24 protein-coding genes are annotated in these 23,986 nt (G+C 68.6%); 3 read left to right on the top strand and 21 right to left on the bottom strand.

The features are described 5' to 3' along the window. Nucleotides 1–196 precede the first annotated feature (196 nt). The 15 genes from KXV01_RS17975 to hisS form a co-directional block, all read right to left on the bottom strand. Nucleotides 197–934: a copper homeostasis protein CutC gene (locus KXV01_RS17975; RefSeq protein ID WP_164283329.1), complete on the bottom strand. Its 738-nt coding sequence runs from the start codon at nt 932–934 to the stop codon at nt 197–199. Then, nucleotides 931–1,929, bottom strand: coding sequence for a N(4)-(beta-N-acetylglucosaminyl)-L-asparaginase (locus tag KXV01_RS17970; RefSeq protein WP_049438333.1), 999 nt, complete (start codon nt 1,927–1,929; stop codon nt 931–933). The genes KXV01_RS17975 and KXV01_RS17970 overlap by 4 nt, the downstream gene beginning before the upstream one ends. Nucleotides 1,930–1,980: 51 nt before the next feature. Further along, complete coding sequence (locus KXV01_RS17965) at nt 1,981–3,003, bottom strand: glucokinase family protein (protein WP_049413782.1); 1,023 nt, start codon at nt 3,001–3,003, stop codon at nt 1,981–1,983. Nucleotides 3,004–3,087: 84 nt separating this feature from the next. After that, nucleotides 3,088–3,372 carry a hypothetical protein gene (locus tag KXV01_RS17960; protein ID WP_065199045.1) on the bottom strand — a complete coding sequence of 95 codons (285 nt, stop codon included), beginning with the start codon at nt 3,370–3,372 and terminating at the stop codon, nt 3,088–3,090. Nucleotides 3,373–3,405: 33 nt separating this feature from the next. Next, nucleotides 3,406–4,995, bottom strand: a complete 1,590-nt coding sequence (locus KXV01_RS17955; protein WP_263467995.1) for a calcineurin-like phosphoesterase family protein — start codon at nt 4,993–4,995, stop codon at nt 3,406–3,408. Nucleotides 4,996–5,142: 147 nt separating this feature from the next. Continuing rightward, nucleotides 5,143–5,763, bottom strand: a complete 621-nt coding sequence (hisIE, locus tag KXV01_RS17950; protein WP_049413784.1) for a bifunctional phosphoribosyl-AMP cyclohydrolase/phosphoribosyl-ATP diphosphatase HisIE — start codon at nt 5,761–5,763, stop codon at nt 5,143–5,145. Next, a complete protein-coding gene (gene hisF, locus KXV01_RS17945) occupies nt 5,753–6,529 on the bottom strand; it encodes an imidazole glycerol phosphate synthase subunit HisF (RefSeq protein ID WP_099495183.1) in 777 nt (258 codons plus the stop codon). The genes hisIE and hisF overlap by 11 nt, the downstream gene beginning before the upstream one ends. Next, entirely contained in the window at nt 6,523–7,257 is a 735-nt protein-coding gene (gene hisA / locus KXV01_RS17940) for a 1-(5-phosphoribosyl)-5-[(5-phosphoribosylamino)methylideneamino]imidazole-4-carboxamide isomerase (protein WP_099495182.1), read from the bottom strand. Before hisA ends, hisF begins: the two co-directional genes overlap by 7 nt. Further along, nucleotides 7,254–7,856 carry an imidazole glycerol phosphate synthase subunit HisH gene (hisH, locus tag KXV01_RS17935; RefSeq protein WP_049413788.1) on the bottom strand — a complete coding sequence of 201 codons (603 nt, stop codon included), beginning with the start codon at nt 7,854–7,856 and terminating at the stop codon, nt 7,254–7,256. Before hisH ends, hisA begins: the two co-directional genes overlap by 4 nt. Next, complete coding sequence (gene hisB / locus KXV01_RS17930; RefSeq protein WP_049413790.1) at nt 7,853–8,926, bottom strand: bifunctional histidinol-phosphatase/imidazoleglycerol-phosphate dehydratase HisB; 1,074 nt, start codon at nt 8,924–8,926, stop codon at nt 7,853–7,855. The genes hisH and hisB overlap by 4 nt, the downstream gene beginning before the upstream one ends. Beyond that, nucleotides 8,923–10,017, bottom strand: coding sequence for a histidinol-phosphate transaminase (hisC, locus tag KXV01_RS17925; protein ID WP_099495181.1), 1,095 nt, complete (start codon nt 10,015–10,017; stop codon nt 8,923–8,925). The genes hisB and hisC overlap by 4 nt, the downstream gene beginning before the upstream one ends. After that, complete coding sequence (gene hisD / locus KXV01_RS17920; protein ID WP_111096186.1) at nt 10,014–11,309, bottom strand: histidinol dehydrogenase; 1,296 nt, start codon at nt 11,307–11,309, stop codon at nt 10,014–10,016. Before hisD ends, hisC begins: the two co-directional genes overlap by 4 nt. Beyond that, complete coding sequence (gene hisG / locus KXV01_RS17915; protein WP_049438529.1) at nt 11,306–12,217, bottom strand: ATP phosphoribosyltransferase; 912 nt, start codon at nt 12,215–12,217, stop codon at nt 11,306–11,308. Before hisG ends, hisD begins: the two co-directional genes overlap by 4 nt. A gap of 34 nt (nt 12,218–12,251) precedes the next feature. Then, entirely contained in the window at nt 12,252–12,560 is a 309-nt protein-coding gene (locus KXV01_RS17910) for a YerC/YecD family TrpR-related protein (protein ID WP_005416326.1), read from the bottom strand. A gap of 263 nt (nt 12,561–12,823) precedes the next feature. Then, nucleotides 12,824–14,218 (bottom strand): histidine--tRNA ligase, encoded by a 1,395-nt coding sequence (gene hisS / locus KXV01_RS17905; protein WP_049413795.1) that lies wholly within the window; start codon nt 14,216–14,218, stop codon nt 12,824–12,826. A gap of 126 nt (nt 14,219–14,344) precedes the next feature. On the opposite strand from hisS, the gene KXV01_RS17900 reads away from it, so the two are divergent. Next, nucleotides 14,345–15,097: a helix-turn-helix domain-containing protein gene (locus KXV01_RS17900; protein ID WP_099495177.1), complete on the top strand. Its 753-nt coding sequence runs from the start codon at nt 14,345–14,347 to the stop codon at nt 15,095–15,097. A 105-nt stretch (nt 15,098–15,202) separates the two neighbouring features. Here KXV01_RS17900 and thrC read toward each other — a convergent pair whose 3' ends face one another. From thrC to thrA, 3 genes are read right to left on the bottom strand one after another with little or no spacing between them, the layout of a single operon-like run. Further along, complete coding sequence (gene thrC, locus KXV01_RS17895) at nt 15,203–16,489, bottom strand: threonine synthase (protein ID WP_164283337.1); 1,287 nt, start codon at nt 16,487–16,489, stop codon at nt 15,203–15,205. A gap of 29 nt (nt 16,490–16,518) precedes the next feature. Beyond that, nucleotides 16,519–17,433, bottom strand: coding sequence for a homoserine kinase (locus KXV01_RS17890; RefSeq protein ID WP_164283339.1), 915 nt, complete (start codon nt 17,431–17,433; stop codon nt 16,519–16,521). After that, nucleotides 17,430–19,934: a bifunctional aspartate kinase/homoserine dehydrogenase I gene (gene thrA, locus KXV01_RS17885; protein WP_263467994.1), complete on the bottom strand. Its 2,505-nt coding sequence runs from the start codon at nt 19,932–19,934 to the stop codon at nt 17,430–17,432. Before thrA ends, KXV01_RS17890 begins: the two co-directional genes overlap by 4 nt. A gap of 27 nt (nt 19,935–19,961) precedes the next feature. Here thrA and KXV01_RS17880 point away from each other — a divergent pair, with 27 nt between their 5' ends. Beyond that, complete coding sequence (locus tag KXV01_RS17880) at nt 19,962–20,285, top strand: hypothetical protein (protein ID WP_199164869.1); 324 nt, start codon at nt 19,962–19,964, stop codon at nt 20,283–20,285. 9 nt (nt 20,286–20,294) lie between these two features. Here the strand turns inward: KXV01_RS17880 and KXV01_RS17875 are convergent, their stop codons facing one another. Continuing rightward, nucleotides 20,295–21,245: a DMT family transporter gene (locus KXV01_RS17875; protein WP_099495174.1), complete on the bottom strand. Its 951-nt coding sequence runs from the start codon at nt 21,243–21,245 to the stop codon at nt 20,295–20,297. 126 nt (nt 21,246–21,371) lie between these two features. After that, a complete protein-coding gene (locus KXV01_RS17870; RefSeq protein WP_049440463.1) occupies nt 21,372–22,067 on the bottom strand; it encodes an AraC family transcriptional regulator in 696 nt (231 codons plus the stop codon). Between the two features lie 81 nt (nt 22,068–22,148). Between KXV01_RS17870 and KXV01_RS17865 the strand changes: the two genes are divergently transcribed. Then, nucleotides 22,149–22,928 (top strand): DUF6491 family protein, encoded by a 780-nt coding sequence (locus tag KXV01_RS17865; protein WP_263467993.1) that lies wholly within the window; start codon nt 22,149–22,151, stop codon nt 22,926–22,928. Here KXV01_RS17865 and KXV01_RS17860 read toward each other — a convergent pair. Beyond that, nucleotides 22,925–23,977, bottom strand: a complete 1,053-nt coding sequence (locus KXV01_RS17860; protein WP_049413806.1) for a linear amide C-N hydrolase — start codon at nt 23,975–23,977, stop codon at nt 22,925–22,927. The two genes, KXV01_RS17865 and KXV01_RS17860, sit on opposite strands and share 4 nt — an antisense overlap. Between the last annotated feature and the right edge of the window lie 9 nt (nt 23,978–23,986).

The raw sequence follows: 23,986 nt of genomic DNA, 5'->3' as shown, positions 1-23,986 counted from the left end.
CGACGTTAAGGTGCGGGATGGGGATCGCTCGGCTCGTCTGTCGGCTGCTATCCGCAGATATCATGTTGACGGTCCCTCCACCCTGGCTCCTACATACCGCGTAGGAGCCGGGAGGAACATACAAGCCCATGCTCGGCTGATGTCGTTTGCCGCAAAGAGCAGCCGAGCGTGGGCTCGGCTCTACAGGACAAGCGGGCTACCTTGCGCCGTCCAGCGCCTGCCGCAGCGCGGCCACGGTGGCGGTGGCGGTCTGGCTCCAGTCAGGGTCCAGCCCGCGCAAAGCCGGGTTCTGGAACTGCATGGCCGAGCGCCGCAGGCCCTTGGCCGAGGCGTGCAGTTCGGTGCAGCCGGTCCGTCGTGCAACGGCGGCGATATTGGCCGGGCCCAGCCCCGCGCCGGCCATCACACTGATGCGTCCCTTCGCCTGGGTCACCAGGCCCGCCAGTACTTCGGCGCCGGCCTCGGCGCTGGCCTGGCCGCCCGAGGTCAGCACGCGCCGGCAACCCAGTCCGATCACCTGCTCCAGCGCTGCCGGCAGGTCGCGGGCCGCATCGAACGCGCGATGGAAGGTCACCTGCAGCGGCCCGGCGGCCTGCACCAGTTCACGGCACAACGCGAGGTCGATGTCGCCCTGCACATCCAGCGCACCGATCACCACGCCATCGCAGCCCAGCGCGCGGCACTGCGCGATGTCACGCAGCATCAGTTCGGTTTCCACTGCGTCGTAGTGGAAGTCGCCCGGGCGCGGGCGCACCAGTACGAACAGCGGAATCGACAGGCGCTCGCGTGCGATCGCGATGCTGGCGAACGACGGCGTGGTGCCACCTTCGGCCAGGTTGTCGAACAGCTCGATGCGGTCGGCGCCGCCGGCCTGCGCGGCCAGCGCCGAGGCCAGCGAGTTGCTGGCGATTTCCAGAGTGAGCCGCGTGCTCACGCCTGGGTGCTCGTGTAGATCGACGGCGAGTCACGCAGGTCATCCTGGCGCTGCGCATCGCACACCGCATAGACGAAGCCGCGATGCAACGCGTAGGCGCCCACCTCGCCCTGCTTGTTCATGGCCAGGAAGCACACCTGCAATGTCCTGCTCGCCTCCGGGCGCTTGCGCACCACACGGTCGATGGCCTCGCGGCAGGCCTGCGCCGGCGAGCGCCCCTGGCGCATCAGCTCGACCACCAGGAACGAGGCGGCGTTGCGGATCATCTCCTCACCTACGCCCGAAGCAGTGGCCGCACCCACTTCGTTGTCGACGTACAGGCCGGCACCGATGATCGGGCTGTCGCCGACCCGGCCGTGCAGTTTCCAGGCCATGCCGCTGGTGGTGCAGGCGCCGGCCAGGTTACCGCGGGCATCCAGCGCCAGCATGCCGATGGTGTCGTGGTTGTCGCTGTTGCCAGGAATAGCACGGCGCTCGGCATTGATCTGCGGCTGGTATTTCTCGGTCTTCAGCCACTCGCGCCAGGCCGCTTCGGCCTGCGGCGTCAGCAGGTGCCTGCGCTCGAAACCCTGCTGCACCGCGAACTGCTGCGCGCCCTCGCCCACCAGCAGCACGTGCGGGCTGTTTTCCATCACTTTGCGGGCCACCGACACCGGATGCAGGATGTCGACCAGCGCGGCCACTGCGCCACAACGGCCATCGCCATCCATGATGCTCGCATCCAGGCTCAGCACGCCGTCGCGATCCGGGTTGCCGCAATGGCCGACGGTGGGGTTGCACAGCTCGCTCTCGGCCCAGCGTGCACCGGCTTCAACTGCATCCAGTGCGCTGCCACCCTGCGCCAGCACCTTCCACGCGGCCTGGTTGGCCGGCACGCCGAAGTCCCAGGTCGAAACCACCCTGGCCCCACCCTGCGTGCGCGCCTGCACGCCCGGCAAAGCCGCCATGCCTGCGGCCAGTGCGCCGGCCTGCAGGAACTGCCTGCGATCCACCATCTTCCCCTCCCAGTCTGCAATGCGCGGCCGGCCCGATGCCGGTCGCGGCGATCAGTCGTGCGTGGGCTGCCGCGCGGCATGCCAGACCGCCGCGCCGAGCACGCCCAGCTGGCCATGCTCCACGCGCCATACCGGCACCTGGCGCAGCACCTCGGTCAGCACGCCCTTGTTGAGGAAGCGCTCGCGGAAGCGACCATCGGCCAGGAAATCCTGCACATGCGCGGAAATGCCACCGGCCAGGTACACCGAACGCGCACCCACCGCGATCGCTGCGTCGCCGGCCAGGCTGCCCAGCCAGGCACAGAACACCTGCAGCGTTTCCACGGCCAGCGCATCCTCACCGCTGCGCGCGGCACCGATCAGTGCTTCGGTACTGCTCCACACTGGAGTGACGCCACGCAGTTCGCACAGGCACGGATACAGGTTCATCAGGCCACTGCCGGACAGCACGCGCTCATTGTCCACATGCGACCAGCGCTGCAGCAGCTTGCCCAGCACCTGCAGCTCCAGCGCATTGCCGGCGCCGAGCGCGGCATGGCCGATTTCACTGGCCAGCACCGGGCGCTCGCCATCGGCAAAGCGCAGCGCGGCGCCGAGGCCGGTACCCGCACCCAGCACCAGCGCCGGGAACGCCTGCGCCGGGTCGGCATCGCCGTTCAACGGCACCAGCGTATCCGGCTGCAGGTAGGGAATGGCCAACGCCACCGCCTCAAAATCATTGATCAGCTGCAGCTCATGCAGCCCGGACTGCGCTCGGGTGGTCGACAGCGAGACCGTCCACGGCAGATTGGAATTGATCAGCACGTCGCCATCGAGCAGGCCGGCGATGGCGACCACCGCGGTCTGCACCGGCTGGCCGAGGCCAGCGGTGAAATCGGCCAGGATCGCGGCCAGGCTCGGATGCTCGGCGCAGGCATAGGTGCGATGGCTGCCCAGCAGGGGTGCCTGGCCGGGCTGCGTTTCAGCCAGCGCCAAACGGGCGAAAGTGCCGCCGACATCGGCGACAACGAGACTGCGCGGAAGACCGCCGCGGGCGGAGTCGGTGGAAACCGGGGACGCTGCTGCGATGGTCACGCTGGCCTGCTTGGATCGATTGAATCGCCCCGATTCTCAGGCATCGGGGCGGCTTTGCCTAGCGCGCCGGCGGTTCAGGTTGGCCTACATGCCTTCCTGTTCGGCTACCTGCACGCCATCCACCAGCACGCGCAGGCGCTGCGGGCGGAAGCCGGCGAACAACAGCGGCCGGGTGCGCTCGACCAGCACCTCATGGCCGGCGATGTGGCGCAGCCACGACTGTACCAGCGAGAACGAGAAGTGGGTGCCCGGATGCAGCGGGTGCTGCACCCAGACCTTCTCGGAGGCGCTCTGCAGCAGCATCGCGCCGGTGAACCAGTGGCGGCTGAGAGTGACCGGCGTGGTGCCGGCCATGAAACGGATATCCATGCGGGGTCCTTTCGCTGGAACGGTGGTGCGGGATCAGGGCTGGGCGGCCTGCAGGCTGTAGCGGGTGGTCGCGGTGAACACCGCGCCATCGGGCTGGGTGGAGCGTACCTCAACCTTGTGGCTGCCCACCGCCAAGTCGGTCGGCAGCGCACCGCGCCAGAGGTGCGGCGATGCGGTGGCCTCCGGTGAGCGGTCGTAGCCGCGCAGGGTGTCGGCCAGGTCGTCGGCCACGTTCTCCACCATCAGGCGCGGATCGGGCTGGCTGACCTGCTTCATCGGCTGCCAGGCGCCACCATCGACGCGGTACTCGACCATGCTGGCATCCTCACCCATATAGACGTTGGCATAGATGCCCCACGCCGGGTAGGCCCCCTGGCGCAGCACCTTGGGGGCATGCAGGCCGATCTGCTCGCTGGCCGGCTTGCCGGCCACGCGGTACTGCAGGCGATAGCTGCCGTTGCCGGCCACGTCGAGCAGTGCATAGCCCTTCGGCGTGCCGTCGCTCATGGTGCTGTCCGGCACACCAGCGGCATTCTTCACCCCCGACCAGAACGCACCGCAGTTGGCACCGACGTTGTATTCGTGCAGCGGCTTGTCACCGTTCCAGCCCTCGGCCTTGCCGTGGTAGACGTGCTGCTGGGTGTGGCTGTGGCCGCTGAGCACCAGCACGTTGCGGAAGTCCTTCAGCAGGTCGAACAGGCGCTGGCGGTCAGCATGACGGAAGGTCTCGCGCCCCGGCGCGGCGTCGAACAGCGGGATGTGCATGCCCAGCACCAGCAGACGGTCCTTGTGCAGGCCCTTCAGGTAGCCGGCAAGGAAGGCGAACTGGTCTTCGCGCAGGCCACCGACATACTTCGGCCTTGCGTTGGGGTCGTACACCACGTCGTCGAGGAACACGAAACTGGCACCGCCCTCTTCCACCGCGTAGGTGTCCGGCCCGTAGAAGTTGCGCCAGCTGTCCAGCGAATGCTCGTCGCTGGCTGCATCGAAATCGAGGTCGTGATTGCCCGGCACATGGAACCACGGCACGCCCAGCGACGTGGTGACCCTGTTGATTGCCGGATACAGGGTCAGATCGTCGCTGACGATGTCACCCAGGGTGGTGCCCATGCGCGCCCTGGTCTGGCCGACCAGTGGCGCCACGATCGACTGCTGGTAGTAGCCGATGTCCTTCAGGCTGGCGGTCTGGGAGTCGGTGAAGACCAGCATCTGGAAGCCGCGACGGCTGTCATGGCGATCCGACTGCAGCGCGAAATCCCAGTTGCGGGTGACATCGCTGGTGGCGGCGATGCCGCCGTACTTCAGCGCCGGCGAGCCGTTCGGGCGGAAGTGGCGCCAGAACGAAGGCAGGCCGTCTGCCGCCTTCGGGAACGAATACGCATCGGGCTTGATCACGAACACGGTCTGGCCATCGCGCACCGGCAGGCTGTAGCTGCCGTCGGCGGCGGTCTTGACGATGACCTCGCCGTTGGAGACCTGCACCCCGGCCAGGCCCGGATCGGTCGCACCGCGGCCCGGCTTGCCGTCACGCTCCAGATAGACCTTGCCGGTGACCACGGTGTCCGCAGCCCAGGCCGGCGAGGTCAGCAACAGGCAGCACAGCCAGGCGGCAGGCAGTTTCATGGGAGACATCCAGCAGAAAGAGACGCGGTATTGTAGAGCCCAGTTACGCTCGGCTGCATTGCCGGCGGGCATGCCGGCCGCTGGCCGGCACCCCCTCGATGCCCGAAGATGATGATGTTGCCGGCCAGCGGCCGGCACTACCACGCTTCAACGATGGCGTTTTTCCAGCACCGCCCGCGCATCGTCCAGCGACAGACCGCGCGCGCGCAGCAGTACCAGCAGGTGGTACAGCAGGTCCGAAGCCTCGCCGAGCAGCGCCTCGTCATCCTGCGCCACCGCCGCCAGCGCGGTCTCCACCCCCTCCTCACCCACCTTCTGTGCGATGCGGCGGATGCCGCCCTCGAACAGGCTGGTCGTATAGCTGCCCGGCGGGCGCTGCGACTCACGCATCGCCACCAACTGGCCCAGCCCGCCCAGGAAGTCCTTCGGCGCCTGGTCGAAACAGCTCTCCGCACCCGTGTGGCAGGTTGGTCCCGCCGGGCGTGCCATCACCAGCAGCGTGTCGGCATCGCAGTCGACGCTGATCGACTGCACCACCAGCACGTTGCCGGACTGCTCGCCCTTGGTCCACAACCGCTGCTTGCTGCGGCTGAAAAAGGTCATGTGGCCGATGGCCAGCGTGGCCGCCAGCGACTCTGCGCTGACATAGCCCAGCATCAGCACCTGCAGGGTATCGGCATCCTGCACCACGGCCGGCAGCAGGCCGTCGCCCTTGCCCCAGTCCAGCGCCTGCAATGCGTCCAACGACGGCCTGACTTCAATAGACATCCCGCACCTCGATCTGCTGTCCGCGCAGGTAGCGCTTCAATTCTGGAATAGCGATGGCGCCGCTGTGGAACACGCTCGCCGCCAGTGCACCATCGACGTCGGCCTGGTCGAAGGCTTCTGCGAAATGTTCCATCGCACCGGCGCCACCAGAGGCGATCAGCGGCACCTGGCACAGTGCCCGCGCCTGCTGCAACTGTGCGACATCGTAGCCGCGGCGCACGCCATCGCTGTCCATGCAGTTCAGCACGATCTCACCGGCGCCCCGACGTTGCGCCTCGACAATCCAGTCCAGGGTGCGCAGTGGCACCGCCTGGGTCTTGTCCGGGTCTCCGCTGAAACGGCGCACCCGCCATTGGCCATCCGCTTCGCGCACCGAATCGACACCGACCACCACGCATTGCACGCCGAACTCGTCGGCCAGTTCAGTGATCAGTTCGGGACGGCCCAGCGCGGGCGAGTTGATCGACACCTTGTCGGCACCGGCGAACAACACGCGGCGCGCGGTTTCCACGCTGTCGATGCCACCGGCCACGCAGAACGGAATGTCGATCAGCCGCGCGATGCGCTCGATCCAGGCAACGTCGACCGAACGCGCCTCGGGGCTGGCGCCGATGTCATAGAACACCAGCTCGTCGGCGCCCTGGTCGCGATAGCGCTGCGCCAACTCGGCGACGTCACCCATGTCGACGTGGTCGCGGAAGCGCACACCCTTGACCACCCGGCCATCGCGCACGTCAAGGCAGGGAATGATGCGGCGGCTCAACATGCCAGCGCCTCCGCCAGGTCCATGCGCTGTTCCAGCAGCGCCTTGCCGAGGATCGCACCGCCGCAACCCGCACTTCGCGCTTCAGCAACGTCGGCCACGTCACGGATGCCGCCGGACGCCTGCACCGCCACTCCCGGCAGCAATGCCGACAGGTGCTGGTAGAGGCCGATATTGGGCCCGGCCAGCATGCCGTCGCGGGCGATGTCGGTGCACAACAGGTGGCGCATGCCGGCGCGCGCGTAGCGCTGGGCCAGGTCATCCAGGGTCACCCCGGCGTTCTCGGTCCAGCCGTGCACCGGCAGCTGCCACTGCCCCTGTGCGTCCTGGCGGGCATCCAGCGCAATCGTGATGCGCTCGGCGCCGAATTCCTCCAGCCAGCCGACCACCTCATCGGGGCGACGCACCGCCAGCGAACCCACCACCACGCGGCCGGCGCCGGCATCGAGGATGCGCGCCACGTCGTCGCGGCCGCGCACGCCACCGCCGGTCTGCACCTGCAGCGGCGTGTGCGCGCGGATCGCCGCCAGCAGCGGCGCCAGCGTATAGCCACCGGCGCGTGCGGCATCCAGATCCACAAGGTGCATCCACTGCGCGCCCTGCGCGGCGAACGCCTGCGCGCGCGGCAGCGGATCGTCGCCGTAGGAGGTTTCCTGCGCGTAGTCGCCCTGGCGCAGCCGCACCACGCGGCCGTCGCGGATATCCAGCGCGGGGTAGACGATGAAACTCATGCAGCAGTGCCCTCGAGGAAATTGCGCAGCATCAGCGAGCCGGTCTCGCCGGAGCGCTCGGGATGGAACTGTGCGCCGTAGTAACGCCCCTGCTCCACCACGGCAGTGAACAGCCCGCCGTGGTCGCAGGCAGCGACGGTATGGGTATTGAGCGGCGCCGCATAGCTGTGCACGAAGTAGGCGCTGGCGCGTTCCGGCACACCTTGCAACAGCACCGACTCACGTAGCGGCAGCAGGCGGTTCCAGCCCATGTGCGGCACGCGGATGCCACAGGCCGGCACCAGCTTGCGCACCACGCCCGGAATCAGTCCCAGTGTCTCCACACCCGCTTCCTCGGAGCGTTCGAACAGCAGCTGCATGCCAAGGCAGATGCCCATCAGCGGCACCTCCAGCCGCTGCAACGGCTCGACCAGGCCCTGCGCGTGCAGGCGCTGCATGCCGGGACCGGCGGCGCCGACGCCGGGCAGGATCACCCGCTGCGCACCCACCAGGCCGTCCGCATCGCGCACCAGCCGCACCGTCGCGCCCAGCCGCTCCAGTGCGTAGCGCACCGAGCCCAGGTTGGCACCACCGGCATCGATCAGCGCAACATCGCTCACAGCGCCCCCTTGGTACTGGGCAACGCGGTGCCCTGCCTGGCCAGCGCCGGGCGCAGTGCGCGCGCCAGCGCCTTGAAGCAGGCCTCCACCTTGTGGTGATCGTTGTCGCCGCGCACCTGCAGGTTGAGGTTCAGGCCGCTGGCATCGCACAGCGAGCGGAAGAAATGCGGCACCAGCTCGGTCGGCATGTCCCCCACCCGCTCGCGCTTGAACTCGCCCTCGAACACGAAGTACGGGCGGCCGCTGAAGTCCAGCGCAGCACTGGCCAGCGTCTCGTCCATCGGCAGGGTGAAACCGTAGCGGCCGATGCCGCGCTTGTCGCCCAGCGCCTCGCGCAGGGCCTGGCCCAAGGCCAGCCCGGTGTCCTCGATGGTGTGGTGCTCATCGATGTGCAGGTCACCCTCGGCCTGGATGTCCAGCGCGAAGCCGCCGTGCTTGCCGATCTGTTCCAGCATGTGGTCGAAGAACGGCAGGCCGGTGGAGATGCGTGCATCACCGGCGCGATCCAGGTCCAGTTCGACGCGGATCTTGGTCTCCTTCGTGTTGCGCTGGACCACGGCGGTGCGCGGCGCGTCGGCCAGCGCGTGGGCAATGCCCGGCCAGTCCCACTCGCCCCCGAACTGCGCGGTGCGCAGCTGGAAGCCACGGATGTTGAGGTTGTCGGCGAACTGCAGGTCGGTGATGCGGTCGCCAACCATGGCCGAGCGTGCCCAGTCGATGCTGCGGTCCTGCAGGTAGGCGGTCATCAGGCCGATGCCCGGCTTGCGGGTCGTGGCGTTGTCCTGCGGCCAACTGCAGTCGATCAGCACGTCGCGGAAGGTGATGCCCTGGCTTTCGAAGATCTGCAGCATCAGCTCGTTGGGGCCATCGAAGCTGGCGCGCGGGTAGCTGTCGCTGCCCAGGCCGTCCTGGTTGGTGACGATCACGAACTGGTAGCCGGCGTCACGCAGCTTCAGCAGCGCCGGGATCACCTGCGGCACGAAGCGCAGCTTTTCGTAGGCGTCGATCTGGAAGTCGGACGGCTCCTCGATGAGGGTGCCGTCGCGGTCAATGAACAGGATCGGGGTCATGCTGCGGCCCTCCGCGCCGACAGGGCCGCAAGCACGCGGTCATTCTCTTCGGGGCTGCCAATGCTGATGCGCAGCGCATCACCCAGCTGCGGCGCGGCGCGCTGGTCGCGCACCACCACGCCCGCAGCCAGCAGCGTATCGAACGCGGCCTGGGCATCGGCGAAGCGAACCAGCAGGTAGTTGCCGGCCGAGCGGTAGACGCGACGCACGCCGGCCAGGCCCGGCAGCGCCACGCGCAGGCGTTCGCGCTCGGCAATCACCGTGGCTACGCGCTCGGCGGTCCGGGCCAGCGCGGCGGGTTGCAACGCCTGCACCGCCAGTTCCGCGCACGGCGTCGGCACCGGGTACGGCGCCTGGCAGCGGCGCAGCACGGCAATCAGCTCCGGGGCGGCCATCAGGGTGCCGATACGGGCAGCAGCCAGCGCGTGCGCCTTGGACAAGGTGCGCAGTACCGCCAGGTTGGCGTGTGCGGCCAGAAGCGTGGTGGCCGATGCGCGCCCCGCGTACTCCACATAGGCCTCGTCCACCACCACCAGCGCCTGCCCGCGCAGCGCAACCGCCACACGCTCGACCTCCTCCAGAGCGATGTCACTGCCGGCCGGGTTCGACGGTGCGCACAGGAACACCAGCTTGGCTCCCTGCGCCTTGGCCGCGTCGATCACCGCATCCAGATCGGCGCGCAGGCCATCCTCGCTGTCCACCAGCGGCACTTCAATCAATGCGGCACCCTGCAGGCGTGCGCAGACGGCGTACATGCCGAACACCGGCGGCGTGACCAGCACGCCATCGCGACCGGGCACACACAGCGCGCGCACCAGCAGGTCGATGGCCTCGTCACTGCCGCGGCCGACCAGCAGCTGCTGTGGCGTCACGCCGTACAGCGCCGCCAGTTCCTCACGCAGCACCAGCGGTTGCGGTTCGGGATAGCGCCGGCTGCTGCCAGCCGCATCGGCCGGATTGGCCCAGGCCGACTCGTTGGCATTCAACCAGACCTCGCCCTGCACCACCGCACTGCGCGCCGAGCTGTAGCCGGCGAAGGCCTGCAGATCCGGGCGCACCAGTGCCAGCACGTCATCAATGGCGGCGCTCATGCGGCGGCCTCCATGCGCAATGCCACCGCACGTTCGTGGGCATCCAGGCCTTCGGCGCTGGCGATGATGCGTGCGCAGCCGCCGATCGCCGCCAGGCCGGCGGCGCTCGCGCTCTGCACGCTGATCAGGTTCTGGAAGCTGGCAACGCTGACGCCACTGTAGGCACGCGCGGCACCGGCGGTCGGCAGCACGTGGTTGGTGCCGCTGCAGTAGTCGCCCAGTGCTTCGGGGGTGTAATCCCCCAGGAACACCGAGCCGGCCGCCTGCACCTTGTCCAGCCACGCGCGCGGGTCGCGCAGGGCCAGGATCAGGTGCTCGGGCGCATAGCGGTTGCTGATCGCGAAGGCCTCGTCCAGCGAATCGACCTGGATCAGGCGCGAGGCCGACAAGGCCTGGCGCGCGATCTGCTGGCGCGGCAACACGGCCACCTGGCGCTCGACCTCGGCTTCGACCGCGGCCAGCATCGCGGCATCGTCGGTCAGCAGCAGTACCTGCGAATCCGGACCATGCTCGGCCTGCGACAGCAGGTCGGCGGCGACGAATGCCGGATTGGCGCCGGCATCGGCAATCACCAGCACTTCCGAAGGACCGGCCGGCATGTCGATGGCGGCGGCGCCGTCCTGTGCGACCTGCTGCTTGGCTTCGGTCACGAAGCTGTTGCCCGGCCCGAACAGCTTGTCGCAGGCGGGAATGCTTGCGGTGCCATAGGCCATGGCAGCGATCGCCTGCGCGCCGCCCAGCTTGAACACGCGCTGCACGCCGGTCAGCCGCGCCGCCACCAGTACGGCCGGGTCTGCGCTGCCATCGGCTCGCGGCGGCGTGCACAGCACCACCTGCGGGCAGCCGGCCAGCTGTGCCGGAACACCCAGCATCAGCGCGGTGGACGGCAGCGGCGCGCTGCCGGCTGGCACGTACAGGCCCACCCGCCCGATCGGACGCAGCATGCGTTCGCAGACTACGCCCGGCGCGGTTTCAACTGCGTATCCCTTGCCCATGCCGGCGGCGTGGAAGCGGGCGATGCGCTCGGCCGCGTCCACCATGGCCTGGCGCAGTTCGCCGGGTACGGCGGCTTCGGCCGCAGCGTACTCGGCTTCGCTCACTTCAAAGGACGACAGTTCGACACCATCGAAGCGTGCGGTGATCGCACGCAGCGCGTCGTCGCCCTGCGCGCGCACCTGTGCAATCAGCGTCGCCACCGCGTCGCGGGTCTGCTGCGCCACGGTCTGCACCGGGCGGGTCAATGCCGCGCTGCGCGCGGCCTCATCAAGTCGGGACCAGATCAGACGGTTCATGCCAGCGACCGCTCCACGCTCAGTACCATCAGGCCCTGCGCACCCGCGCGCTCGAGTTCCTCCATGCGCTGCCAGCTCAGCGGGCCGGGGCACATGGTCTGCAGGCGCAGCGCACCGCCATCGGCCGGCAACCGCACCAGCGGCTCGGCATCGGCCAGCAACTGCGCCAGCGCGTCGACGCGATCCTCGCTGGCGCGGAACATCAGCAGCTTGCGGTCCTGGCGCTGCACCACGCCGTCGAGGCGGCGCAGCAGCATCGCGCGCAGCGACGCGCGTGCGTCATCCGGCACCCGCACCGCGCCCGCCAGCACCGCCTCGCTGTCGAGCAGGTTGTGCACCGGGGTCAACTGGTTGGCACGCAGCGTGGCGCCGCTGGACACCAGATCGCAGATCAGGTCGGCGGTACCCAGGCGCGGGGCGATTTCCACCGACCCGGACAGCTCGACCACCTGCGCGTCCACGCCCTGCTCGGCCAGCCACTGCGTGAGGATGGCCGGGTAGCTGGTGGCGATGCGGGTGCCGGCCAGCTGCGCCGGGCCCTGCCACTGCCATTCCTCGGGCACCGCCAGCATCAGCCGGCACTGGCCGAAGCCCAGCCCGCGCAGCGCCTGGTAGGCGTCGGGCAGGCCGATCTGACGGCGTGCCGCGGCCTGTTCGTCCAGCTCGTTGCGGCCGACGATGCCGAGGTCGCAGACGCCGTCGGCGATCAGGCCGGGGATGTCGTCGTCGCGCACCAGCAGCAGGTCCACCGGCAGCGATTCACCGTAGCAGAACAACTTGTCACGGCTCTCGCGCCAGCTCAGGCCACAGGCGCTGAGCAGGTTGCGGGCGGGCTCGGCCAGCCGGCCACTCTTCTGGATGGCGATACGCAGCCGGTCTCGTGCCGGCGCTGCCTGGGTTGCACTCATGGGGGAGGTCTCGAAGTTCGGAACGGGGCGCGGATCAGCGCGAAGCAAGGCGGTCGATGGCGGCGGCATAGCCCCGATGGCCATGCTCGAGCGTGCGCGCCACCCGTCCGGTGGTGGTCACACTGACGCCGGTGCGCTCGTGGATCTCGCGGTACGGCACGCCCTGCTGCAGCAGCGGCACCACCTTCCAGCGGTCGGCCATGGCTTCCAGCTCGGCCGGAGTGCACAGGTCGCGCAGGAAGGCTTCCACCTGCTCCGGCTCGCGCAGGGCGGCAAAGGCCCGGGCCAGGGCTTCCAGGTCGGCCTTGGGGTCTTTGGCGGCAATCTCGGGGCGGGCTTTCACGGGGCTGTTTCCATGCATCAATGTAATAGCGCGTTAGTACATTAGCGCATTCTTGCGCAGCGCGTCAAATCTGGGGGAGGCTGGGCGGCGCTGCCCCTGCGCCTGCTGCATGCGAAGCAAGGTCAAATGCCAGGTTGCTGAGGGTTGGCGGGGGCGGATCCGTTTCTGGAGGAAAACCGCCCTGACCCCAGGCAATGGCAAAAAAAAACGCCCACCGGGTGGCGGGCGTTTTCGTGGCGTGGTGGCGCGCGGCCAACCGGCCGTTACATCACCTTCGACTGCTCCAGCTCGACCTGCAGGGTGCTGGCCAGCTCGTCGCGGGAGACTTCGAACTGCTGCTCGCGCACCAGGTCCTTCACCGCCACCACGCCGCGCGCCAGCTCGTCCTCACCGGCCAGCACCACGAAGCGGATGCCGGCCTTGGCCGCGTACTGGAACTGCTTGCCGATCTTCTTCGGCTCCATCTGCACTTCGGTGTTGATGCCACCGGCGCGCAGGCGGCGGGCGATGTCCAGCGACTGCGCCATGCCCTGCTCGTCCATCAGCGCCACCAGCGCCTGCACGCTGCTGGCCTCGATGCCATCGATCAGGCCGGCTTCGCGCAGCTGCCAGAACAGGCGCGACAGGCCGATGGAGATGCCCACGCCCGGCAGCTTCGACTTGCTGTAGTGGCTGGCCAGGTCCTCGTAACGGCCGCCCGAACAGATCGAGCCGATCTGCGGGTGGTCGGTCAGCGTGGTCTCGTAGACGGTGCCGGTGTAATAGTCCAGGCCGCGCGCGATGGAGAAATTCAGGCAGTACGCGCTCTCCGGCACACCCAGTGCCTGCACCAGCTGCAGCACTTCGCGCAGCTCGGCGACGCCGGTGCGCAGGATTTCCGAAGAGCCGGCGTCGGCTTCAAGCGTGGCCAGCTGCGCCAGCGCATCGGCATGGCCCTGCGAACGCACGGCCACGAAGGCCAGGATCTTCTCGACCTGCTCGCCCGGGATGTTGAAGCCCTCGCCCACCAGCGTCTCGCGCACGTAATCGGCGCCGCGCTTGTCCAGCTTGTCCACTTCGCGCAGCACCGCCAGCTGGCGCTCGCCTTCGGCCACGCCCAGGCTTTCGAAGAAGCCGCGCATGAGCTTGCGGTTGTTCAGCTGGATGCTGAAGTCGCCGATGCGCAGCTCCGAGAACACGGCGTGGATGACCGCCAGCACTTCGGCATCATAGCGAACGCTCAGGCTGTCCTTGCCGATCACGTCGATGTCGCACTGGTAGAACTCACGGAAACGGCCGCGCTGGGCACGCTCGCCGCGGTACACGCGCTGCATCTGGTAGCGACGGAACGGGAAGGTGAGTTCGTGTTCGTGCTCGGCCACGTAGCGTGCCAGCGGCACGGTCAGGTCGAAGCGCAGCGCCATCTCCGGCAGCGAACGGTCGCCCGATTCGGCCGCGTTGGCCAGCGCGCCGGTGGACTGCACGAAGTACACCTGGCGCTCGGTCTCGCCGCCGGACTTGGTCAGCAGCACGTCGGACAGCTCGAACACCGGCGTCTCCACCGGCAGGAACCCGAAGCGCTCGTAGTTGCGGCGGATGACGTCCAGCATGCGCTGGAACGCAATCTGCTCGCGCGGCAGCAGTTCAAGGGTGCCGGGCGGGGTACGGGGCTTGATCACGGGCGGAACTCCTGCTGGAACGGGACGTGGGAGGGGGCGACATTCTAGCGCCCCCGCCTCGGGCAGGGTCGAACGGCCGCTTGAAGTATCATAAGGCCCTCCCCGCCCGCGATACGCCCCCGCACCATGTCACGGCCTTCCGGCGCTCCGCCCGCCACCAACGATCCCGCCTCGCCGTCCTGCACCACGCTGGACTGCCTGCACTGCTCGGTTCGCCATCTTGCGGTGTGCTCGGCGCTGTCGCCCGATGAAGTGCAGGCGCTGGAACAGGTCACCGTTTCGCAGCAGGTGAGCATGGGCAGCACGCTGGCCCGCACGGGTGAAGAGCGAGACCATGTCTATACACTGACTGCCGGCGCACTGCGCCTGGTACGCACCCTGGCCGACGGCCGCCGCCAGATCAACGGCTTCGTGCTGCCCGGCGACTACCTGGGCCTGAGCGGCAGCGACCACCATCGCTGCGACATCGAAGCCATCGCCGACAGCCGCGTGTGCCGCGTCGCGCTGCCACAGATGAAGCTGCTGCGCAGCCGCTTCCCTCATCTGGAGCGCAAGCTGCTGCAGCGTGCCTGCCAGGAACTGGATGCCGCGCAGGACGCCGCACTGGCCCTGGCACGCCTGCAGCCGGCCGAGAAGCTGGCCGATTTCCTGCTGCGCCTGGCCGCGCGTGAAGCCAGGCTGGGCGGCGACGGCCTGCGCGTGTCGCTGCCGATGGGCCGAGGCGACATTGCCGACCATCTGGGCCTGACCATGGAAACGGTCAGCCGCACCTTCACCAAGCTGCGCCAGCAGGGACTGATTGCCCTGCCCCACCTGAACGTAGTGGAGATCCTCGACGAGGACGGGCTGCGCGCGCTGGCCGGTGAAGGGTTGATCTGACCGCACTGCGGCTGATGATGGGATTGCCGGCCAGCGGCCGGCACTACCGGAAGGATGCAACACGGGTAGTGCCGGCCGCTGGCCGGCACCCGCATCCCTCTCCGATCAACGCAACAACACCTCGCGCAACGCCGCGTAATCTGCCGCCAATGGTTCGGCGTGCGCCGGTCGCTGCAGCAACGCATCCAGCGCAGGCGGCACCGCCACCGTTTCGCCAATCAACGGCTCGACCACGGCCTCGAACTTGGCCGGATGTGCAGTGGCCACCACCGCCCAGTCGCCCTTGGCACCGCGCGCGCGCAGATCCTGCAGCACCTTCACCGCCGTAGCCGTATGCGGGCAGAACAGCTCGCCGCGGCTGGCATGGGCCGCCGCAATCGTCGCGCGGATGGTCACGTCATCCACCGCGAACGCGCGGAAAGCTGCACGCAGTTCCGCGTCGTCGCCGTGGTAGAGCCAGCGCAGTCGCTCGAAGTTGCTCGGCGCACCCACGTCCATTGCATTGGCCACGGTGGCCACACTGGCCTGCGGCTGGTAGTCGCCGCCACCGAAGTACGCGGGCAGCACGGCATTGGCATTGGTGGCCAGCACGATCTGCCCGATCGGCACCCCCAGTGCGCGCGCCAGCACCGCGGCCATGGCGTTGCCCAGGTTGCCGGTCGGCACCACCAGGTTGAGCCGGCGACGATGCAACGCGTAGTGGCTCAGTGCCGTATGTGCGTAATAACTCATCTGCGGCAACAGGCGACCGAGGCTGATGCTGTTGGCCGAGCTCAGCGGCACCTGTGCCTGCAGTTCGCGGTCGGCCAGCGCCTGCTTGACCATGGCCTGGCAGTCGTCGAAGGCACCGGCCACGCGCAGCGCCTGAATGTTGTCACCGAAGCAGCCGAGCTGGTGCGCCTGGCGCGGTGACACGCGGCCATCCGGATACAGCACCACCACGCGTACGCCGGGCTGGCGATGGAAGGCCGCGGCAACGGCGGCGCCGGTATCGCCGGAGGTGGCGACGACGATGGTCAGATCACGGTCCTCGCCGGCCTGCAGCCGCGACAGCGTACCGGCCAGGAAACGCGCACCAATGTCCTTGAACGCCGCCGTCGGTCCATGGAACAGTTCCAGCACGTGGTCACCGTCGCCGAGCGCACGCAGCGGCACCGGGAAGTCGAACGCCTCGCGGCAGATCGACGGCAATGCGGCCTCCAGCGCATCCCCGGCGAAGAACGGTGCCAGTAGATCTGCAGCGGTATCGGCCAGGGCCGCACCGGCTTCCAGCTCACGTGGCGCCGGCAGTACCTGGGGCACGTACAGGCCACCATCGGGCGCCAAGCCTGCAGCGATGGCCGCACTGAGGCCAACGGCCGGGGACCGGCCGCGGGTCGAAACGAATTGCATGGGTTCAGTATCCAAAGAGGGAGAAGGAGTCAGCACAGCCGGGCTCCCGGCGCATCCAGCGGCGACACCCAGGCATCGCTGTCGAAGCCGGCAGCAGCGAATGCGGCCTGCACCGGCGCCGCGGCAGCGTGGGCCCGGTCGGCATCTTCGAACCAGGCGAACACGCTGGGGCCGGCACCGGAGATGCCTGCGCCCATTGCACGGGCTGACAACGCCGCATCGCGAGCCGCCTCGAAGCCGCCGATCAGTCCCGCCCGTCGCGGCTCCACCAGCACATCGCGCAGGCCAGCGCGCACCAGCGCCGCGTCGCTGCGATGGCAGCCGCTGAGCACCAACGCAAGATTCGCACTCTGCGCCACGAATTCACCCAGCGCATAGCTGCCTTGCAGCGCCTGGCGTGCCAGACGGGTTTCCAGCACCGCGTGCGGGTGCACCAGCAGGCTGTGCCAACTGGCTGGCACAGGGATCGGCAGCAGGCGGTCGGCCGTGCACAACGCCAGCCCGCCGAGCAGCAGCGGGCCCACGTTGTCGCCGTGGCGGCCCCCACTGGCCACGGCCTCGCCGTCCAGCGAGAACGGGTACAGCGCCTCGCGCGAGAGTGGCACATCCAGCAATGCATTGGCAGCAACCAGCGCAGCGACGCACGACGCTGCCGAGCCGCCCATGCCCGAGCCGAATGGAATGCCCTTGTCGATCTCCACCGCGAAGCCGAAGTCCAGGTCCAGCCCTGCGCGCAGCGACATCAACGCCGCACCTGCGGTGTTTCCGGCCGCCTCCAGCGGCAGTTCGACCGCACTGCCACGGATCGCCTCGATGCGCACCACCGGCTCATCGATACGCCGCACGCTCACCGTATCGCCGACGCCTGCAATGGCATGCCCCAGAATGTCGAAGCCCACCGCCACGTTGGCCACCGAGGCGGGCGCAAATGCACGTGCGATCACAGGCGTGCCCCCTCGCCAGCGGCTACCCGCAGCAGGTCGGCGAACACGCCCGCCGCCGTCACTTCCGGTCCAGCGCCCGGTCCCTGCACCACCAGCGGGTTGTCGCAGTAGCGGCGGGTACGGAACTGCACCACGTTGTCGGTCAGCCGCAGGTTGGCGAAGGCGTGGTCGGCCGGCAGCTCCTGCAGGCCCACCGAGGCGCCGTCGGCGCCCAGCCGTGCCACGTAGCGCAGCACCGCGCCACGCGCCCGCGCGTCCTGCAGGCGCTGCAGCAGGCTGGCATCGGACGCGCCCAGCCGCGCCATGAAGTCATCCACGCTGCCGTCGCGCAGCAGTGCCGGCACCAGGCTTTCCACCTGTACCTGCTCCAGGCTGAGCGCGTGACCGGCCTCGCGGGCAAGGATCACCAGCTTGCGTGCTACGTCCACCCCGGAAAGATCATCGCGCGGGTCCGGCTCGGTATATCCCATCGACCGCGCCTGCGCGACCAGCTGCGAGAACGGCTGACTACCATCGAAGCGGTTGAACAGCCAGGCCAGCGTGCCGGAGAAGATGCCTTCAATCGCCAGCACTTCATCACCGGTATCGACCAGGTCGCGTAGCGTGGTGATCACCGGCAGGCCCGCGCCCACGGTGGCCTCGTAGCGGAAGCGCGCGCCACTGGCCGCTGCGGCGGCGCGGATGCGCTGGTAGCGCGGCAGCGGCCCGGCACCCGCCTGTTTGTTCGGGGTGACCACATGGATGCCCGCCGCCAGCCAGCCCTCGTAGCGCTCGGCCACCTCGGCACTGCCGCTGCAGTCGATCACCACCGCATGCGGCAGGTGCGCAGCCAGCAGGTGTTCGGTGAAACGATCAAGATCGCTGGATTCACCCGCGTCCCGCAGGGCCTCGCGCCAGTCCGCATGCAGGCCGTCCACTTCCAGGCGCATGCGCGAACGCGAGGCCAGCGCGCGCAGGCGAAGATCCACATTGGCCTTGGCCAGCAGCTGCGGGCGCGCGGCCAGCAACTGGTCCAGCAGTGCGGCGCCAACGTTGCCGGGCCCGATCACACCGACCGCGAAGGTCTGCGGCGATAGCCAGAAGCCTGCATGCGCCGCGCGCAGCGCACGGGTGGCATCGGCACTGTCCACTGCGACCGAGATGTTGCGCTCGGACGAGCCCTGCGCAATCGCCAGGATGTTCACCTGCGCACGCCCCAGTGCCTCGAACAGGCGCGCCGCCACGCCTGGCTGCCCGGCCATGCCATCACCGACCGCGGCCAGTACGCTGACGCCTTCACTGACCTGCACGCGCTGCACCTGTCCCGCTGACAACTCGTGCGCAAATGCGTGCAGCAGTGCATCGCGGCCACGGCCGGCTTCGGCAGCACGCACCACGCAGCAGATTGAATGTTCCGACGAACCCTGCGAGATCATCACCACCGACACCTGCGCCTGGCGCAGGGCGGCGAATACGCGCTCTGCAGTGCCGGGCACGCCGATCAGGCCGGTGCCTTCCAGGTTCAAAAGGGCCAGGCCCGGGCTCAGGGTCAGGCCCTTTACCGGCCCACGCGGCGAGCGCTCGGCACTGATGCGCGTACCCGGATGCGCCGGCTGGAACGTATTGCGGATGAAGATCGGCAGACCGAGGCGGATCGCCGGCGACATCGTCTGCGGGTGCACCACCTTGGCGCCGAAGTACGCCAGTTCGCAGGCCTCGTCGTAGCTCAGCGCTTCCAGCTGCACTGCCTCGGGCACCAGCCGTGGGTCCGCCGACAGCACGCCATCGACATCGGTCCAGATGTGCAGCTCGTCAGCGTTGAACAGCGCGGCAAAGATCGCACCGGAATAGTCGCTGCCGTTGCGGCCGAGGGTGGTGATGCGGTCATCGCGATCGCGTGCGACGAATCCGGTGGCGACCAGGCGCGACTGCGGATGCTGCAGGCGCCACTTGGCCAGGCGGTCGGCACTGGCTTCCCAGTCGACATCCACGCCGAGTTCGCCATGCCCGACCACCAGCACATCGCGCGCGTCGAGTACCGCGCAGTCTTCGCCCAGCGCGCGCAGATACTTGCCAAGCAGCTGTGCGGAAAACACTTCGCCCAAGCCCTGCACACGGTCCAGCACCTCGCGCGGCAGCTCGCCGATCACCGCCAGCGCGGCCAGCACTTCGGCCAACTGATCGAAGCGGGCGTCGATCCACTCGACCGTCTCGCCCACCTGCTCGCCCAGCAGCGCCACGGCAGCGCCGCGATGGCGTGCGCGCAGGGCATGCCAGGCCTCACGCCAGCCTTCATCGCCCTTGGCCGCCAGCTGGGCCAGTTCGATCAGCGCATCGGTGACGCCCTTCATCGCCGAGACGACAGTGACCTGCAACGATTCGGGACGGGCCAGCAGCAGGCCGCCCACATGGCGATAGCGTTCGGCATCGGCCACCGAGGTGCCGCCGAACTTGTGCACGACGGTGAACGGTGCAGCCAGGTCGGCCGGGGCAACGGAATGGGCGGGGGCGTGGGAAGACATGCAGACCTCGGTAGGAGGCCCCGTCGCATGCAGGTGTCGAGTTTCCCCGCCACCTGGATGGTGCGGGGCCGTGGTTTTCGGGAGTTACACGAAGACGACGGGCCGCACCAGGGCAGTGGTGACGGTGGTGGTGGTAATGGTGGTGATGGTCGCGACCGGCGCAGTCGAACGGCCCGCAGTGGCGGGGGCGATCAGGCTGGCGTGGGCGGCATCAAGGACCATGGCGCACAGAAAACACCGTGCGCCCGGCCGCTGTCAAGTGCTGCGATGCAGAAAACCGCTGCCGCGATCATCGGCCAACGTGCCGCCATTTGGTTGCAATTGAGACAAAGCCGGCATCAGCACGCTTGACGACTGCATTCAGCCGGCATGTTCGGCGATCGCCCGTGGTGTGCGATGCGCGTGCGCGCACAGCATCACGCCAGCCACCAGGAACACGATTGCCAACGCTTCCAGCAACGAGGGCCAACGCCGCTGCCAGGCAAACGCGTACAGCAGCGCGAACAGGGTTTCGAACACGATCATCTGGCCAGTCAGGGTCAGTGGCAGCAGGCGGCTGGCGCGGTTCCAGAATGCATTGCCGAGGATCGAGGCCACCACTGCCACGCCGGCGCTGATCGCCCAGAACCCGCCCCATTGCGCCGCCGTATGGCTGCCGGTGTGCCCGGTGAAGGCCATCGGCACCAGCAGCAGGGCCAGGCCGCCGGTGGTGACGCCGTTCAGCAGCGACCAGTCATGGCTGGACAGGTCCGGCCTGCGCGCCAGCCAGCGGCTGTTGCCGATCGAATACAGCGCCCACGAGAACAGCGCACCGAACGCGCACAGCAGCCCGATCAGGCGCTGCCGCCACGGGGTCGCCAGGTGCTCGGACATCAGCGCTTCCCAACCCACCAGGGCGACCCCCAGCACGCACAGCCCCAGTGCCGGCAACAGCTGCTTCAGTGGTACAGCGCCCTGCTCGCGCACGCCAACGAGGGTGACCACCACCGGAATCAGGCCAACGATCAGCGATGCCGCAGCGCCACCGGCCCACTGCACGGCGGTCGCCAGCAGCAGGAAATACACCAGGTTGCCTGCCAGGCTCAGCCACAGCAGGCCGATCCATTCGGCACGGCCCAGCCGCGGCGCCAGCCGTTTCCATCGCGGCAGCAGCAGGGCGACGGCAATCAGGCCATAGACCAGGTAGCGGCCGGCGGACAGTTGCAGCGCATTGAACGACCGAAGCACGGCAGGCGCGAGAAAGACCACGCCCCAGAGTGCGCCAGCGGCAACGCCATTGGCGATGCCCACGGCCATCGGGTTGTTGCGCATTCGGTTGTCCGGGGGGATGGAACGGGCCACGCAGTGTAAGCGCTGGCCTGCGCGGCACGCTTGACCGAGGCTACTGCGCTGCGCTGCCGCTGACCTGTGAGCCGAGCATCGGCTCGGCTCTACACGTCAGCCGGCACCCCTGCGCCACGCAGCGGGGGTCTGGCCACATTCGCGGCGCAGCGCACGGGTCAGTGCGCTCTGCTCGGAATAGCCTGCAGCCAGTGCGATATCGCTGATCGGCGCGGCAGTGGTGCGCAGCTGATGCTTGGCCCAACGCAAGCGGCACGCGCTTAGCCAGGCCTGCGGGCTCAGCCCGAACTCGCGCTGGAACAGCGCGTGCAAGCGGCTCTCGCTGACACCGACAAAGCCGGCCATCCGGGCAACCGGCCAGGCCCGGCCGGGATCGGCCTGCACCGCCGCGCACAGGCCCTGCATGCGCGCGCCACTGCCCGCCGGTGCAAATACCTGCAGCAACTGCGGCAGCAGCGCCGGCATCGGCTGCCCTGCCTGCACGTCGGCCAGGCGCTGCCGCAACGCCAGCGGCAGATGCAGCCAGCGCTGGCGGCACAGATGCTCCTGCGTGCCGTCATCAAGCACGCCTGCAGGACAATCAACGATCACGAAACCATTGGGGCCGTCCGCCATCTGGTCATGTGCTTCGCCGGCGGCGACAAATGCCCCCTGCAGCAGGTCCAGCCGGCCGCCGCGCCCTTCGATCTCGAACTGCAGTTCGCCCTGCAGCGGCAGCACCCACTGCGCGTAGTCATGGCGGTCCAGGCCGGTGGCCTGCCCGTAGTGCCGCAGATGGAAGATGGCGCCCATCCGGGCAGTGTGCGCGCGTAACAACGGCCGTGCAAACCGCTGCTATAGTCGATCCGTCATCCAACGCAGGGAGTGCAGGTCATGACCCATCGGCAGCTGTCCCTGGTGCTTGCCACCAGCCTCGGCCTGGCGCTCACCGCCTCGGCCTCCGCGCAGGAACGTACCCCACCGGCCCCGCACTGCATGGACGCGGTCGGCGTCCAGGAAGTGGAGCAGGCGTCACCGCGTTCAATCGCCCTGCGGGCCGCTTCCGGCCAAGCTTATCGGATCGACTTCAGCGAGGAGTGTGCCGGCGTCCGCGGTGCCACCACGCTGAAGCTTGAGGCGCCCGCCGGCTGGGCCTGCGGTCGCCCCAGCGAGCGTGTGGTGGTCGATGGCCGCAGCTGCGCGATCAGCGCGGTGACCCCCGTGCAGGATCGCGACTACGCCAGCATGGCCCGCGACAGCGACCGCCTGCGCATGGCCACCCTGCCCGCCCTGACCATCCGCGAGCGCAGGGACATCCGCCGCAGTTTCGGTGGTTCGCCGTCGTACTGCTTTGCCACGCGCAACGTGCGCGCGTGGTCGTCCGACCCGCAGGGCATGCTGGTGGAGACCAATCCGCATCGCAATGGTGGCCACCGCTACTGTCGCGTGGAGCTTGGCAGCCACTGCCGCCAGCTCGACCGTGCACCACACCTGAGCTTCCACTCCGGCATGCAGAACGGGCTGATCTGTGGCAATCCGGGCGATCGCATCCTCACCGCCGGATTCGAGAACGGTGACCTGCGCAACGACGCGCTGGCGCCGCTGCCGCAGTACACCCGCGGCGGCTGCACGATCCAGGCGGTCTATCCGGCTTCCAGCCAGGCGTCGAACTAACCGTCGACGCCGAGGAACGCGAACGGTGCGCTGGGCACGAAGTGGCCCAGCGCGTCGCCGGAAAAGGTATTGCGCTGGTCCGGACCGAGATCGAGCTTGAGCACCTTGCCGCCGAAATCGACCTTGTTCAGGTCGACCCAGAAGGTGTTCGGTGTCAGTGCCGATTCGAAGAAGTACAACCGCCGCTTGTGGTCGGCCACGGTGCGCCAGCGCGTGGATGAGATATTCGGTTCGCCGGGGGTGGTGATGCCATACGGTACCGAGGCGTTGCGGATCACGCTGAACACACTGGCCAGCGCCACTACCGGGTCTTCCGCCTTGGGAATGGCGTTGATGTAGAACGAGGCACGCGCGAAACGGTCGGCTGAGCGGTTGGTACCCGGCAGCATCACCGTGCCGCCGATCTGCTGCCAGTAGCTGTTGAGCGCCAGCTGCTGCTCGAAGATCGGTGAGTTGGTCATCACCTGGTAGCGCCGGTCATGGTGGATCACCTGGCGACCGCCGATGTATTCGACGATGGCGCTGTCGCCACTGGCATCTGACAGCGACAGGTGCAGCGTGGCCTGGCGGTCTTCGCCCGGCACCTTGTCGGTGACGATCGAGTAGGGCTCGCGCTGCAGCGCCGCGACCGCCTCGTCTACGGTGGCGAAGTTGTCCAGCACATACTGCGCCCATAGTGAGATGGCCAGGCCCGGCTTGTTGCCACGCTGCTTCGGATACTCCGATTCGACCAGCCACAGCAGGTTGGCCACCAGGCCCTTCTCGTTCATGCCATCGGTGGTCGATACGTCGTAACCGGTGGCCACCACCGAGCCGTAGCGCGCCGTCCAGGCCAGCGACTTCGGCCCGGCCTGGCCGGTGCGCGCGATGCCGCGCGGCAGCACGTAGAGGTTGGTCGCCACATCGACCTTCCAGTCCATCGAGCGCGCGGTGATCACATCACCGTTGTCGCCCAGGTAGACCGCGCGCGTGCAGGCCAGCGCCGGTGCCACTGCGGCGGCCAGCGCGACCGCCAGCAGCGCCCTTTCCTTCCACTTCATCCGTGCCATGTCGTTGCG

It is taken from the genome of Stenotrophomonas sp. Ps181 (assembly GCF_025697425.1).
Lineage (GTDB): Bacteria > Pseudomonadota > Gammaproteobacteria > Xanthomonadales > Xanthomonadaceae > Stenotrophomonas > Stenotrophomonas sepilia.
This window is presented reverse-complemented; position numbering and strand designations above follow the sequence as displayed.

Coding starts and splice junctions, on each gene's coding strand:
- KXV01_RS17970 (WP_049438333.1), bottom strand. CDS start 1,929: ATGGTGGATCGCAGGCAGTTCCTGCAGGCCGGCGCACTGGCCGCAGGC.
- KXV01_RS17960 (WP_065199045.1), bottom strand. CDS start 3,372: ATGGATATCCGTTTCATGGCCGGCACCACGCCGGTCACTCTCAGCCGC.
- KXV01_RS17955 (WP_263467995.1), bottom strand. CDS start 4,995: ATGAAACTGCCTGCCGCCTGGCTGTGCTGCCTGTTGCTGACCTCGCCG.
- hisIE (WP_049413784.1), bottom strand. CDS start 5,763: ATGTCTATTGAAGTCAGGCCGTCGTTGGACGCATTGCAGGCGCTGGAC.
- hisF (WP_099495183.1), bottom strand. CDS start 6,529: ATGTTGAGCCGCCGCATCATTCCCTGCCTTGACGTGCGCGATGGCCGG.
- hisA (WP_099495182.1), bottom strand. CDS start 7,257: ATGAGTTTCATCGTCTACCCCGCGCTGGATATCCGCGACGGCCGCGTG.
- hisB (WP_049413790.1), bottom strand. CDS start 8,926: ATGACCCCGATCCTGTTCATTGACCGCGACGGCACCCTCATCGAGGAG.
- hisC (WP_099495181.1), bottom strand. CDS start 10,017: ATGAGCGCCGCCATTGATGACGTGCTGGCACTGGTGCGCCCGGATCTG.
- hisD (WP_111096186.1), bottom strand. CDS start 11,309: ATGAACCGTCTGATCTGGTCCCGACTTGATGAGGCCGCGCGCAGCGCG.
- hisG (WP_049438529.1), bottom strand. CDS start 12,217: ATGAGTGCAACCCAGGCAGCGCCGGCACGAGACCGGCTGCGTATCGCC.
- KXV01_RS17900 (WP_099495177.1), top strand. CDS start 14,345: ATGTCACGGCCTTCCGGCGCTCCGCCCGCCACCAACGATCCCGCCTCG.
- thrC (WP_164283337.1), bottom strand. CDS start 16,489: ATGCAATTCGTTTCGACCCGCGGCCGGTCCCCGGCCGTTGGCCTCAGT.
- thrA (WP_263467994.1), bottom strand. CDS start 19,934: ATGTCTTCCCACGCCCCCGCCCATTCCGTTGCCCCGGCCGACCTGGCT.
- KXV01_RS17880 (WP_199164869.1), top strand. CDS start 19,962: ATGCAGGTGTCGAGTTTCCCCGCCACCTGGATGGTGCGGGGCCGTGGT.
- KXV01_RS17875 (WP_099495174.1), bottom strand. CDS start 21,245: ATGCGCAACAACCCGATGGCCGTGGGCATCGCCAATGGCGTTGCCGCT.
- KXV01_RS17870 (WP_049440463.1), bottom strand. CDS start 22,067: ATGGGCGCCATCTTCCATCTGCGGCACTACGGGCAGGCCACCGGCCTG.
- KXV01_RS17865 (WP_263467993.1), top strand. CDS start 22,149: ATGACCCATCGGCAGCTGTCCCTGGTGCTTGCCACCAGCCTCGGCCTG.
- KXV01_RS17860 (WP_049413806.1), bottom strand. CDS start 23,977: ATGGCACGGATGAAGTGGAAGGAAAGGGCGCTGCTGGCGGTCGCGCTG.